This is a genomic window from Phenylobacterium sp., from assembly GCF_036677185.1.
Lineage (GTDB): Bacteria > Pseudomonadota > Alphaproteobacteria > Caulobacterales > Caulobacteraceae > Phenylobacterium.
Genome location: NZ_JAKFEN010000017.1, coordinates 158,828 through 171,523 on the forward strand (window position 1 = coordinate 158,828; position 12,696 = coordinate 171,523).

The 12,696-nt window shown below is 68.8% G+C and carries 15 protein-coding genes; 7 read left to right on the plus strand and 8 right to left on the minus strand.

The genetic code is table 11. The features are described from left to right. Nucleotides 1–6: 6 nt before the first annotated feature. Together V6M51_RS07995 and V6M51_RS08000 are read left to right on the plus strand one after the other, a co-directional pair. The gene (locus V6M51_RS07995; RefSeq protein ID WP_332766141.1) at nt 7–771 is read left to right on the plus strand and encodes a LytTR family DNA-binding domain-containing protein; all 765 of its coding nucleotides are present in this window, start codon (nt 7–9) and stop codon (nt 769–771) included. Between the two features lie 4 nt (nt 772–775). Then, the gene (locus tag V6M51_RS08000) at nt 776–1,186 is read left to right on the plus strand and encodes a very short patch repair endonuclease (protein WP_332766143.1); all 411 of its coding nucleotides are present in this window, start codon (nt 776–778) and stop codon (nt 1,184–1,186) included. On the opposite strand, the gene V6M51_RS08005 is transcribed toward V6M51_RS08000, so the two are convergent. From V6M51_RS08005 to V6M51_RS08030, 6 genes are all read right to left on the minus strand, one after another. Continuing rightward, nucleotides 1,183–1,602, minus strand: a complete 420-nt coding sequence (locus tag V6M51_RS08005; RefSeq protein WP_332766144.1) for a GFA family protein — start codon at nt 1,600–1,602, stop codon at nt 1,183–1,185. The two genes, V6M51_RS08000 and V6M51_RS08005, sit on opposite strands and share 4 nt — an antisense overlap. Then, on the minus strand, nt 1,603–2,055 hold the full coding sequence (locus tag V6M51_RS08010) for an OsmC family protein (protein WP_332766145.1): 453 nt from the start codon (nt 2,053–2,055) through the stop codon (nt 1,603–1,605). After that, nucleotides 2,055–3,842 carry an acyl-CoA dehydrogenase C-terminal domain-containing protein gene (locus tag V6M51_RS08015; RefSeq protein ID WP_332766147.1) on the minus strand — a complete coding sequence of 596 codons (1,788 nt, stop codon included), beginning with the start codon at nt 3,840–3,842 and terminating at the stop codon, nt 2,055–2,057. Before V6M51_RS08015 ends, V6M51_RS08010 begins: the two co-directional genes overlap by 1 nt. 79 nt (nt 3,843–3,921) lie before the next feature. Then, nucleotides 3,922–4,395: a MerR family transcriptional regulator gene (locus tag V6M51_RS08020; protein WP_332766149.1), complete on the minus strand. Its 474-nt coding sequence runs from the start codon at nt 4,393–4,395 to the stop codon at nt 3,922–3,924. 104 nt (nt 4,396–4,499) lie between these two features. Continuing rightward, on the minus strand, nt 4,500–4,868 hold the full coding sequence (locus V6M51_RS08025; protein WP_332766151.1) for a YccF domain-containing protein: 369 nt from the start codon (nt 4,866–4,868) through the stop codon (nt 4,500–4,502). A gap of 53 nt (nt 4,869–4,921) precedes the next feature. Beyond that, entirely contained in the window at nt 4,922–6,613 is a 1,692-nt protein-coding gene (locus V6M51_RS08030) for a lysine--tRNA ligase (RefSeq protein ID WP_332766153.1), read from the minus strand. Between the two features lie 130 nt (nt 6,614–6,743). Here V6M51_RS08030 and phnD point away from each other — a divergent pair, with 130 nt between their 5' ends. Continuing rightward, entirely contained in the window at nt 6,744–7,736 is a 993-nt protein-coding gene (gene phnD, locus V6M51_RS08035) for a phosphate/phosphite/phosphonate ABC transporter substrate-binding protein (RefSeq protein WP_332766155.1), read from the plus strand. 71 nt (nt 7,737–7,807) lie between these two features. Beyond that, the gene (locus tag V6M51_RS08040; protein ID WP_332766157.1) at nt 7,808–8,188 is read left to right on the plus strand and encodes a hypothetical protein; all 381 of its coding nucleotides are present in this window, start codon (nt 7,808–7,810) and stop codon (nt 8,186–8,188) included. Here the strand turns inward: V6M51_RS08040 and V6M51_RS08045 are convergent. Beyond that, nucleotides 8,185–8,595 carry a PaaI family thioesterase gene (locus V6M51_RS08045; protein ID WP_332766158.1) on the minus strand — a complete coding sequence of 137 codons (411 nt, stop codon included), beginning with the start codon at nt 8,593–8,595 and terminating at the stop codon, nt 8,185–8,187. The two genes, V6M51_RS08040 and V6M51_RS08045, sit on opposite strands and share 4 nt — an antisense overlap. Continuing rightward, nucleotides 8,592–8,996 carry a PaaI family thioesterase gene (locus V6M51_RS08050; RefSeq protein WP_332766160.1) on the minus strand — a complete coding sequence of 135 codons (405 nt, stop codon included), beginning with the start codon at nt 8,994–8,996 and terminating at the stop codon, nt 8,592–8,594. Before V6M51_RS08050 ends, V6M51_RS08045 begins: the two co-directional genes overlap by 4 nt. A gap of 196 nt (nt 8,997–9,192) precedes the next feature. Here V6M51_RS08050 and V6M51_RS08055 point away from each other — a divergent pair, with 196 nt between their 5' ends. The 3 genes from V6M51_RS08055 to V6M51_RS08065 all read left to right on the plus strand — a co-directional run bounded on the left by V6M51_RS08055 (nt 9,193) and on the right by V6M51_RS08065 (nt 12,683). Next, nucleotides 9,193–11,103 carry a TonB-dependent receptor domain-containing protein gene (locus V6M51_RS08055; RefSeq protein ID WP_332766162.1) on the plus strand — a complete coding sequence of 637 codons (1,911 nt, stop codon included), beginning with the start codon at nt 9,193–9,195 and terminating at the stop codon, nt 11,101–11,103. 346 nt (nt 11,104–11,449) lie between these two features. After that, nucleotides 11,450–12,472 (plus strand): ligase-associated DNA damage response exonuclease, encoded by a 1,023-nt coding sequence (locus V6M51_RS08060; protein WP_332766163.1) that lies wholly within the window; start codon nt 11,450–11,452, stop codon nt 12,470–12,472. 46 nt (nt 12,473–12,518) lie between these two features. Next, nucleotides 12,519–12,683 carry a hypothetical protein gene (locus V6M51_RS08065; protein WP_332766164.1) on the plus strand — a complete coding sequence of 55 codons (165 nt, stop codon included), beginning with the start codon at nt 12,519–12,521 and terminating at the stop codon, nt 12,681–12,683. The last annotated feature ends 13 nt before the right edge of the window (nt 12,684–12,696 follow it).

Sequence of the window (12,696 nt, forward strand, 5' to 3'; positions counted from 1 at the left end):
CCGCCGATGAAGCCTCTCGTTCAGCCAGCGCCCTGGCGCCGTATCGCCGCGGACATCGCCCTGCTGGTGGCCCTCGGCCTGTTCATGGGCGCGGTGGGACCCTTTGGCAGCGACGCGATGCCGGCGGCCGCGCGCTATAGCTATTGGACGGCCTGCATCGTCGGCGGCGGGGTGATCGGGATCGTCATCGACGAGACAGTGGGCCTGCGGCTGGGCGCGTTCTGGCGCCGGGTCGGCGCGGTCAGCCTGCTGATGACGCCCTTCGTCGCCGCCTATGTGATCCTGATCCCGGGCCAGATGTACGCCCAGCCCTTCGAGCCGCCGCACTTCCCGCACCTGCTCTGGCAGGTGTTGGTGATCAGCCTGCTGGTCATGTCGGTGCGGGCCCTGGTCTGGCGGCGGCCGCGCACCGTGGTGGAGACCCGCGTCGTGGTGGCTCCGCCGCTGCCGGAGGCCGAGGCTGCGTTCCGCCGCCGGCTTTCCGCTCGCCGCCGCGCCGCGCGGCTGATCGCCATCGAGGCCCACGACCACTATCTCCGCGTCCACACCGACGCCGGCCCCGACCTGGTCACCCTGCGCTTCGCCGACGCCCTGGCCGAGCTGGCGGGCGCCCACGGACTGCAGGTTCACCGCTCCTGGTGGGTGGCGGCCGATGCGATCGAGGCCGTGCGCTGGCGACGCGGAGCGGGCGAGGCCCGCCTGGCCGGCGGTCTCAGCGTCCCGGTCAGTCGCAGCCATGCGCCGGCGCTGAAGTCGGCGGGATGGTTCTAGGCCGATGACCGACGTCTATCCGCCGGAGAAGCGATCGGCGGTGATGCGCCGGGTGAAGGGTAGGAACACCACCCCCGAACTGAAGGTGCGCAAGGTCCTGACGGCGCTAGGGGCCCGCTATCGCTTGAACCGCAAGGATCTCCCGGGTTCCCCGGATATCGTCCTGCCGGGCCGCAGGCTGGCGATCTTCGTCCACGGCTGCTTCTGGCACGGCCACGACTGCGCACGCGGTTCGCGGGTGCCCAAGGCCAACCGCGACTACTGGGTCGGCAAGGTGGCGCGCAATCGGGCCCGCGACGTGGCGGCGTCCGAGGCCCTGGCGGCGAAGGGCTGGCGCGTCGAGACGATCTGGGAGTGCGACCTGAAGGACGACGCGGCGCTGCGCGCCCGGCTGACGGCCCTGCTCGGGCCCTAGCCCGGGTTTTCCGGGTAGTGCTGAATCTCTTCGGGGAAGCTCAGCCATTCGTGTTTGGCCACTGTCCAGATCGTGCGGATGGGCGGCGGGAACGACGGGTCGGCAAGGGCCCCGACGGCGACGCAGACCAAGTCGGGCACGCGCGGGTTGTCCCAATACACGGTCGAGCCGCAGTTGGGGCAGAAGTGGAAGGTCAGGATCCCGCCGCTCTCACCCTGCCGCTGGAAGGTGCGCTCGTCGCCGTTCAAGGCGACGATCTGGTCGCGGGGAAAGAAGGCGCTGGAGCCGAACAGGGCGCCGGTCCGCCTCTGGCAGGCCAGGCAGTGGCAGGAAGACACCAGGCGCGGCGCGCCGCTCAGGCTGAGCCTCAGCCCCCCGCAGGCGCAGGCCGCCTCACGCGTATCGGTGAGCGACATCTAGACCACCGTGACCTCGGTCTTCACCGAATTGGCGATGAAGCATTCCTCGTGCGCCTGGTGATGCAGGTGGGCGAGCGCCGCCGGGTCGGGGGCCGCGCCATCCCATTCGATTTGCGGGTTCAGCGTCACCTTGGTCACCGCCATGCGGCCGGGCGCGATCTCCTCCATGATCCCGGAGGCGTGGTCGCGATAGGCCCTGACCGCGAAGCCCGCCAGGCGCGCCTTATGCAGGAAGGTCAGCATATGGCAGTTGGACAGGGCCGCGACGAACATCTCCTCCGGATCGACCGCGGCCTCCACGGCCCATTTGCCGACCACGTGCGGCGAGGCCGAGGCCGGGACCACCGTCCCGCCGTCGAAGCTCAAGGTGTGGCCGCGGCTGTAGCGGCCCTTGGCGAAATCCTCGCCGTCCTTCAGCGTCCATTCGATATCGGCGGTGTAGGTCGCCATCAGAACGCCTCCGCCGGCAGGGCCATCATCAACTCGGACCCGGTCTTGAGCTTGGCAAGGTGGCCGCCGGTCTCGGGCAGGATCCGCTGGATGAAGTAGCGGCCGATCACCAGCTTGTTGGCGTAGTACGGGTCGGTCTCTCCCGCCGCTATCCTGGCGTTGGCCGCCTTGGCGATCAGGGCCCACATGTAGCTGAGCGCCGTCAGGCCGAAGAGGTGCATGTAGTCGGTGGACGCCGCCCCGGCGTTGTCGGGGTTCATCAGCCCGTTCTGCATCAGCCACATGGTGGCGTCTTGCAGCTTGGTCTTGGCCTCCGCCAGGCCCTCGGTGAAGGGCTTCAGCCCCTCGTCGGCCTGGTTGGCCTCCACGAAGCTGTCGATCTCGGCGAAGAAGCTCATCACCGCCCGGCCGCCGTCGGCGGCCAGTTTGCGGCCCACCAGGTCCAGGGCCTGGACCCCGTTGGTCCCCTCATAGATCAGCGCGATGCGGACATCGCGCATGTACTGGCTGACCGGGAAGTGCTCGGTGAAGCCCGAGCCGCCGTGGACCTGGACGGCGTCGGAACAGACGTCGAGCCCCTTGGCGGTGAGGTAGCCCTTCACCACCGGAGTCATCAGGGCCATGTAGTCGCCGGCCTTCTGGCGCACCGCCTCGTCGGGGCTCGCGTGGGCGAGGTCCCCATGCAGGGCGGTCCAGAAGAGGAAGGCGCGGCCGCCCTCGATGATGGCGCGGCTGTCCATCAGCATCCGGCGCACGTCGGGATGGACGATGATCGGATCGGCCGGGCCGTCGGGGTTCTTCGGGCCGGTCAGCGAGCGGCCCTGCAGGCGCTCCTTGGCGAAGCTGGCGGCGGCCTGGTAGGCGGCCTCGGCCTGGGCCACGCCCTGCATGCCGACCCCGATGCGGGCCTCGTTCATCATCACGAACATCAGCCGCAGGCCCTGGTTCTCAGTACCGACCAGCCAGCCGGTGCTCTCCTCGTGGCGGATCACGCAGGTGGCGTTACCGTGGATGCCCATCTTCTCTTCCAGGCCGTCGCAATAGACGCTGTTGCGCTGGCCTGGCTTGCCGTCGGCGTCAGGAATGAACTTGGGCACGATGAACAGGCTGATGCCGCGGGTGCCGCCCGGCGCGCCCTCGATTCGCGCCAGGACCAGGTGGACGATGTTCTCGGCCAGGTCGTGCTCGCCGCCCGAAATCCAGATCTTGGTTCCCGAGATGCGATAGCTGCCGTCGCCTTGCGGAACGGCCTTGGTGCGCAGCAGGCCCAAGTCCGTGCCGCAGTGGGGCTCGGTGAGGTTCATGGTCCCGCCCCATTGGCCGGAGGCGAGCTTGGGCAGGTAGAGGTCCTTCTGGTCGTCCGACCCACCGTTGAGGATCGCCGAATAGGCCCCATGGGTCAGGCCCGGATACATGGAGAAGGCCATGTTGGCCGAGGAGCTCATCTCCGAGAACGACAGATTGACAACATGTGGCAATCCTTGGCCGCCATAGGCGGGTTCGGCGCCCAGGGCCGGCCAGCCGCCCTCCACCAGCTTGGCGTAGGCGTCCCTGAAGCCGGTCGGGGTGGTGACCGTGTGGTCGGGGTTCCAGGTGCAGCCCTGCTTGTCGCCCACGGCGTTCAGCGGAGCCAGGACCTCGCCCGTGAAGCGGCCGGCTTCCTCGATGATCTGCTCGACCACGTCCATGGCCGCGTCCTGGAAGCCCGGCAGGTTGGAATAGGTCTCAAGCTGCAGCACGTCGCGCAGCAGGAAGACGTGGTCGCGTACGGGAGGCTGGTAGGGCATGTCCGCTCCGTTGGACGAAAAAGGGCTCACGGCGCGCCGCGAGCCCTCTGGATAGCCTGACGCGACGAGGCGTCGAAGCCTATTTGGCGTGTTCCAGATCGCCCAGGCGCTCGCGCAGCACCTGGTCATAGTCGGCGGCGCGGGGCAGCAGGTCGGGCCGGGTGGCCGCCAGGTGCTTCTCCAGGGCGTCGCAGCCGTGGCGGAGCTGTTCGATGGCCTGGTCGATGTCGTGGCGCTGGGCCTCGAGGGCGACGATGCGCTCGCGGAATTTCATCAGCGACTTGGCGTTCTGGGCCGCGCCGCCGTCGTCCAGGTCGTAGAGGTCGAGGATCTCGCCGATCTCGGCCAGGGCCAAGCCCACCCGCTTGCCGCGTAGGATGAGCTGCAGCCGGGCGCGGTCCTTGTAGGAATAGACCCGGTTCATGCCGTCGCGGGCCGGGGCCAGCAGGCCCTTGTCCTCATAGAACCGCAGCGCGCGCGGCGTGCATTTGAACTCCAGGCAGAGCTGCCGGATGGTGAAGGTGCGATTGGGCCGGCGCAGGTCTGCGGGCATGGGCGTCCTCCCTGGACGCTGTGTTTCTATTCCTGACACTGTAAAACCACGCTTCCGTTTACGTCAAGGTGATCGACGGTAACCTGGGCGTGAGCCCCCGTTGCTCAGGTCTCGACGACGGCCTTGCCGACCGGGGTCAGGGAGAGGATCGCCAGCTTCACGTGTTGCCAGGCGAAGGGGATGCCGATGATCGTCACCGCCAGTCCGGCCGCCAGGACGATGTGGTGCAGGGCCAGCCACCAGCCCGCCAGGACGAACCACAGGATGTTCAGCAGCAGGCTCGTGGCGCCCGTGTCGCGGTCGACGATGGTCTTGCCGAACGGCCAGTAGCTGAAGCCGGCGATGCGGAACGCCGCCGGCGTCCACGGCAGGCCGATGATGGTGATCGCCAGGATCGCCCCGGCCAACAGCCACAGGGTCCCGGAGATCCAGCCCCCGAGGATGAACCAAAGAAGGTTGAGCAACAGTCGCATCGGCCCCTCCGCTGACGCGGATCAGTACCATGAACCGACCGTTCAGCGCGCGCCTAGCCGACCAGCTCGCCGGCCAGGGCCCGTTCGATCAGGGCCACGGTGCGGTCGAGGCCGAAGATGGCGGCGAAGGAGCCGAAGCGCGGCCCCTGGCTCTGGCCCAGCAGCACCTCGTAGAGCGCCTGGAACCAGCCGCGCAGGGGCTCGAAGCCGGCGGCCTTGCCGGCCTCGAACACCTCGTTCTGGATCGCCTCGGCGTCGGCGCCGGCCGGCAGGGCCTTGAAGCGCGCGACCAGGTCGGCCATGGCCGCGCGCTCCCTGGCGTCCGGCTCGCGGAACCGCTTCGAGGGCTTCACGAAGTCCTCGTAATAGTTGATCGCGAAGTCGGAGAGCCGGTCGAGCAGGGGCTCGCTTTCCGGGGTCGCGCCCGGGATGTAGTTGCGGATGAAACCCCAGAGAATCTCCTTGGTCGAGGCGTCGGCCGCCGAGACCAGGTTCAGGAGCAGGGAGAAGCTGACCGGGGAGCCCTTTTCCGGCGGCTGGCCGCCGTGCACGTGCCAGGCCGGATTGTCGATGGCCGGCCCGTTGCTCTCCGCCCGGCCGCGGTTGAAGGCGTCGAGCTGCTGCAGGTACTCGTCCGTGGCCTTGGGGATGACGTCGAAATAGAGCCGCTTGGCCGACCTCGGCGACTGGTACATGTAATAGGCGAGGCTCTCGGGCGCGCCGTAGCGCAGCCACTCCTCCATGGTCAGGCCGTTGCCCTTGGTCTTGGAGATCTTCTGGTTGTTCTCGTCCATGAAGAGCTCGTAGTTGAACCCGGCCGGCGGCGTTCCCCCCAGCACCTTGCAGACCTGGTTCGACAGCCGGACGCTGTCGACCAGGTCCTTGCCGGACATCTCGTAGTCCACCTCCAGGGCCGTCCAGCGCATGGCCCAGTCGGGCCGCCACTGCATCTTCACCCCGCCGCCGGTGACCGGAACCTCGGTCAGCTCGCCGTCCTCGTCGCGGAACACGATCGTGCCGCGCTCGACGTGCCGCTCGAGGGTCGGCGCCTGCAACACCTTGCCGGTCTTGGGGCTGATCGGCAGGAACGGCGAATAGGTCGCGCGGCGTTCCTCGCCCAGCGAAGGCAGCATGATCTTCTGGATGGCGTCGAACCGCGCCAATGCGGTCAGCAGGGTCTGGTCGAAGCGGCCGCCGCGATAACAGTCGGTCGAGGAGACGAATTCATAATCGAAGCCGAAGCCATCGAGGAAGGCGCACAGGCGCGCATTGTTGTGCGCCCCGAAGCTCTCATGCGTGCCGAACGGATCCCGGACCACGGTGAGTGGCTTGTCGAGGTCCTGGGCCAGGAGCTCGCCGTTGGGGACATTGGGCGGGATCTTGCGCATGCCGTCCATGTCGTCGCTGAAGGCGATCAGCCGAGTGGGGATGGCCTCGTCGGTGAGGGCGCGGAAGGCGACGCGGACCATGGTGGTGCGAGCCACCTCGCCGAAGGTGCCCAGGTGCGGAAGGCCGGAAGGACCATAGCCGGTCTCGAACACCACCGGCTTCAGCAGGGCCGGGAAGGTGGCCACGGCCTGCGCGGCCTTGCCCTCGCCGATCAGATTGGCGGCCAGGTCGCGCTCGCCGTCGGTCAGGCGCAGGCGCAGGATGCGGTCGAGCAGCAGGCGGGCCTGCTCGAAGGGCCAGCTCCTGGCGTCGCGGGCTTGGTGGGAGAGGCCTTGCAGGGTGTTGGTCACGGACATGGGCGGGCGTTAGCGCCGTAAGCCCCTCGCCTCAAGCGGACTTTTCGGCTCATCTCCGTCGCGAACGTGTCACGCAAGCCGCCGACACTGATACTTTGGCCGGCTGTGGGCCAAGATCGAGGAGTCCCGGATGATCGCACGGCGCATGGTTCTGGCCCTTCCCCTGGTGCTGGCCGCCTGCGGGAAGCCGGCCGAAAAGACGCCCGCGGCGCCCACCGTTCTCAACTTCTCGATCATGTCGACCGAGGGCCGCCAGACCATGATGGCCGACTGGGGCCCGTTCCTGGCCGAGATGGAAAAGCAGATCGGGATTCCGGTGAAGCCGTTCTTCGGCACCAACTACACCTCGCTGATCGAGGCCATGCGGTTCCGGCAGACGGATGTGGGCTGGTTCACCAACCAATCGGGGCTGGAGGCGGTGCGGCGGGCCAATGGCGAGGTCTTCGCCCGCACGGTGAAGCCCGATGGGCCGGACGGCTACCAGGCGGTGATCGTCGTCAAGAAGGGCTCGGGGATCACGCTGGAGAAGCTGCTGGCCTGCGACAAGAGCCTGGACTTCGGCATGGGCGACGCCAAGTCGACCTCGGGGACCCTGGCGCCCATGACCTATCTGTTCTCGCCGCGCGGGGTCGATCCCAACGCCTGCTTCAAGACCCTGCGCTCGGCCAACCACGAGGCCAACCTGTTCTCGGTGGCCCAGGGCCTGCTGGACGCGGCCACCAACAACACCGCCTCCATGGACCGGATGGGCATGATCGAGACCGACATGGCCCGCAACACCCTGGCCAATGTCGAGGTGATCTGGACCTCCCCGACCATCCCCGAGGACCCGATGATCCGCCGCAAGGACCTGGATCCAGCGCTCAAGGCCAAGATAGACGCCTTCATGTTCAGTTACGGGGTCGGCGAGGGCCCGGAAGCCGAGCGCCAGCGCAAGATCCTCGAGCGCATCCAGACCAAGCCCTTCAAGCGGGCCGACGACAGCCACCTGCTGCCGGTGCGCGAGATGGAGGCCGCCGGCCAGCTCATCGTCGCCAAGCGCAAGGGCGACGCCGCCGCCACGGCCGCGGCGGAAGCCGAGCTCGCCAAGATCGCGGCTGAGAAGAAGGCGTTGGGACTCTAGGTCGGAACCCAACCGCCGCCTTGGACGTCATTCTCTCCGAACTGGGCTCCGAGCCGGAGAGGACGCCGCCGATGGATCTGCTGATCGCCAAACGCGCCTTGGGCTTGTTTTCCATCGGGCTGGGGATCGTCGCCGTGGCCTGGCCCCAGCGGGTGTCGAGATTCTTCGGGCTGCAGTTCGAGGACGAGGCGATGAGCGCCTTTGGGGCCCGCGAGATCGCCTCCGGCGCGGGCCTGCTGTCGCCGGTCAAGCCGGGGCCGTGGTTCTGGATGCGGGTCGGCGGCGACGTCATGGACATCACCGCCTTGGCCCGCGCCCTGGACCGCGGCAATCCGCGCCGAAAATACGCGATCGCGGCCCTGGCGACCGTCGCGAGCATCGCCATCCTGGACATCGCCATGGCCGCCCAGGCGACGATGAACAAGCGCGAGAACGCCGAGGCGGCGGCTTAGAGCGCCAGCAGGAAGTGGCCGCGCAGGGCGGCGATCGGCTTGGCGCGGGCCTCCTGCCAGGCCTCCACATGCACATTGGCGATCTGGCGGCCGATCTTGCGCACGTCGGCCCGGGCATAGGTGGTCTGGGCCTTGCCGGGCCGCAGGTACTCGATGGTGACGTCGATGGTCTTGTGCACCCGCGCGCTCTGGGCGGTGAGCGAGAGCTGGGAGAGGGCGGCCATCTCCATGAAGGCGCCGATCACCCCGCCGTGCAGGGCCGGCATCATGACGTTGCCGATCAGGTGTGGGGCGAAGGGCAGGATGGCGGTCATCTCGTCCCCGGCCAGCTCGGCGCGCATGCCGAGGAAGCGCACATAGGGCACGCGGGCGAGGAAGGCCTGCAGGCGTTCGGCGGGGTCGCTCATGCTTCGGGCCGCTTCAGCACGAAGGCCGCTTGGGCCGTGGCGATGGGGTCGGCCGGGTCGGCGTCGAAGGCCTGGGCGCGGACGAAGGCGATGGTGCGGGTGACCTTGTAGCAGTGGGCCTGGGCGGTGACGCCGGCGCGGGGCGCGGCGGGGCGCATATAGTCGATGCGCAGGTCCAGGGTGGCGGTGGAGAAGGCGGTCACATTGCCCAGCATCGAGGAGGTGATCGCCAGGCCGCAACAATGGTCGAGCAGGGCGGTGACCACGCCGCCGGCGATGACTCCGGTGTCGGGATCCCCCACCAGGTCCTCGCGCCAGGGGGCGAAAATGGCGCCGTGCCCGGGCTCGACGGTGACAAGCTCGAAACCGAGGGCGGCGGCCTGGGGCACGGATTGCACCATGTTCCGAGCTAGTTCGCGAAGGGCCTCTGGGAATGCGGTCATCCCCCAGGTTTGCGGCGCCGGCCCGGTCCGGTCAACGTGACGGCGGGGAAGGCGCGCCAAGAATGCCCGCACAAGAAACGGAGTGTGGGGTGGTGAAGCTCCAGGTCATCCACGGCCCGCGCGGAGGTCGCGCGTGTCGAGGAGCCTGTTGGTCATGCGTCTGTTCGTCCCTCTCTCCGCCTCGCTGGCGGCCGTGCTTTTCGCGGGTCCGGCGTTCGGCCAGGCCACCGCCAACGCCGTGGTCGGCGCCGACGACGCCTTCGGCTTCATCGCCGGGGACGAGGCGGTCGGCATCTATGACGCCACGGCGGTGCGAGGCTTCAGCCTGGAGGCGGCGGGCAACTATCGCGTGAACGGCGGGTACTTCGTGAAGAGCTCGGGGGTGAGCAGCTTCTTCATCGAGTCGACCACGGTGCGCATCGGCCTGAACGCCCTGGCCATCGACCTGCCGGGGCCGTCAGGCGTGGTGGACTACAAGATCCGCGACCCCAAGGCCGGGGAAGCCAGCTACCTCACCGTCGGGCTCGACGAGTACGAGCAGCCCTATGTCGACATTCTGCTCAAGCACGGTGATGCGCAGGACCGCCATTCCGCCGCCCTGGGCCTGGGCGTGGTGTTCGACAACGACAATGGCCAGGGCGGTCCATCGGGCCGTTCCATGCTGCTGGCCGGGACGGCGCGGGTGTCGCTGGGACCTGCGCGGCTGCAGGTGTTCGGCGGCGAGTACGACTATGAGCGCGGCGGCCTCTACCGATTCACCGTCGCAGACGGCGTGCCGCCGCCGCGGCCCGAGCGCGGCCAGCGCTCAGTGCAGGACTGGGCGGTCGAACGCGGCCAGCGGCGGATCCTGGGCGTCATGACCCAGGCGCCCCTCACCGGGGCCTGGAGCCTCGGCCTGACCGGCGTCTTCTCGCAGGAGGACCCCAGCCGGGCGGTGGCTCACCTCTATCGCGGGCTCGACGGCGACCTGACCGGGCTTGGGATCGCCGTGGTTTCGCCCGCCCAGCAGGCCACGGCCTGGTCCGGCGAGGCGCGGCTGGCCTGGAGCGGCCGGTGGGAGGATACGCGCCACCGCCTGGCCTTCATCGGCCGTGGCCGGCGATCGGACAGCCGCTTCGGCGGGGATCGGATCGTCGATCTTGGGATGGTCTCTCTCGCGGGGCCGGTCCGCGCCGTGGCTGAGCCCGACCTCTCCGGAGCGCGGGCCAACGCGAGCAGCGAGGTGGACCAGCGGGGGCTGGGCCTGTCCTATCGCCTCGACTGGCGCGACCGGCTAACCGTGAACGCAGGGCTGTTGCGCACCGACTACGAAAAGGCCTCGGTCGCCGCCGATGGATCGCGCAGCGCGCGCGAGGCGTCCCCCTGGCTCTATAACCTCGCGGGCGCCTATCGGGTGACGGAGCGCCTCGATCTCTACGGCGGCCTCAGCCGGGGCCTGGAAGAGGCCGGTTCGGCCCCGGCCTCGGCCGCCAACCGCAACGAACTGCTGCCGGCCATCCGCGTACGCCAGGTCGAGGCTGGCCTTCGCTACGCCCTGACCCCGGGCCTGCGGCTGGTGGTGGCCGGGTTCGAGACGGAGAAACCCTATGCCGGGCTGGAGCCGGCGACCAATGTCTATGGCCTGATCGGCGTGGTGCGCCACCGTGGGGTCGAGGCCTCGCTGGCCGGACGGCTGAGCGAGACGCTCTCGGTGGTGGTGGGGGGCTATGTGCTGGACCCGACCCGCGATGGCGTCTCGGGGGGTCGGCCGGTTGGCGTCGAGCGGTTCCGGGCCGTGGCCAATCTCAACTATGTGGTTCGCGCCATGCCGGGCCTGTCGCTGGATGCGGGTCTCGAGCATGTGGGCCGGCGGCCGTACCGGAGCGCGGTCGGGGGCGTCCAGCCGATGCTGGAAGCGGATACGACGCTGGATCTTGGCTTGAGATATCGCCTGCCGGGCAGGGCGACCCTGCGGGTTCAGGCTTTGAATGTCTTGGGTGATTACGGCTACTTGGCCAGTCCGGCCGAGACGCTCGCCTATACCGCGCCGCAGCGGTTCCGTGTTCTGGTGACGAAGGAATTCTAGGGGTTCGATCTGGACGGAGGCGGCGTGGGACCTAGCGGCCGCGGAGCGCCTCCGTCTCTCGATCGTTAATCAAGCGACCGCACCTTAGACGGCGGTGAAGGCTTGGGTGTAGACGGCGAGCGCGACGGCCAGCAGCGGGGTGGCGGCGAGGACGAGGTTGGCGAGGCCGTTGAAGGCGAAACTCTTGTGCATGGTGGTGTCCCTCTTTTTGCGTGGGCCGCGACAACCGCGACCCGATGAGAGGGGTATATGAAACTTCTCTTCCGAATACTCGTTAAGTCTTGGTCATGACCCCTTTTTCACAATATGAATACTATGTAATGTTCCTTAAGTCAGACCAGGCCCCATGTCGCCAAGGATGATCAAGCCCGAAGCCCTGCTCTGTCCCCGGCCCGAGGGGCTTTATTGCGCCCCCGGCGATTTCTACATCGACCCGGTGGCGCCGGTGGCGCGCGCGGTGATCACCCACGGCCACGCGGACCACGCGCGGGCGGGGCATGGGCGGGTGCTGGCCACGCCTGAGACCCTCGCCATCATGGCCGAGCGCTACGGAGACGACTTCGCCGACGAGACCCAGGCCGCCGCCTATGGCGAGACTGTCGCCCGCGACGAGGTCGAGGTGAGCCTGGTCCCGGCCGGCCACGTCCTGGGCTCGGCCCAGGCGGTGGTGCGCTGGAAGGGCCTGACCATGGTGGTCTCGGGCGACTACAAGCGCCGCCGAGATCCGACCTGCCGAGCCTTCGAGCCAGTCCCCTGCGACGTCTTCATCTCCGAGGCCACCTTCGGCCTGCCGGTGTTCCGCCATCCCGACGACAAGGGCGAGATCGCCCGCCTGCTGCGCTCGGTCGCCCAGTTCCCCGAGCGCGCCCACCTGGTCGGGGCCTATGCGCTCGGCAAGGCGCAGCGGGTGATCCGCCTGCTGCGCGAGGCGGGCTGGGAGCAGACCATCTACGTCCACGGCGCCCTGGAGCGGCTGAACCGGCTCTACGAGGCCCACGGGATCGACCTCGGGCCGCTGGCCCCCGTCACCTCGACGGACAAGCAGGACTTCGCCGGCGCCATCATCGTCGCCCCGCCCTCGGCCCTGGCCGACCGCTGGTCGCGGCGGTTCCCCGATCCGGTAACCGCCTTCGCCTCGGGCTGGATGCAGGTTCGCGCCCGCGCCCGCCAGCGGGGGGTGGAGCTGCCTCTGGTGATCTCCGACCACGCCGACTGGGACGAGCTCACCGCCACCGTCGACGAGATCCGCCCGGGCGAGCTCTGGATCACCCATGGCCGCGAGGAGGCCCTTGCGCGGTGGGCCGAGCTGCACGGGATCAAGGCCCGGGCGCTGGCCCTGGTCGGCTATGACGACGAGGCCGAGGACTAGGAACACGGGGCCCGAAGCCGCGTTGGTCGGGCGAAGGAGCCGCGTCATGACCGAACCCCGCGACAAGCCTGTCCCGCCGCCGGAGCCCGTGAAGGAAGGTGGCCTGAAATCGACCGATAACCCGCCGCCGGACGAGACCGGCATGATCGACGAGGCCGCCCCCGCGCCGCGCCAGCCGAACCGGGAAGGCGGCATGATCGGCGAGGGTTGAGGCCAAGCCGCTC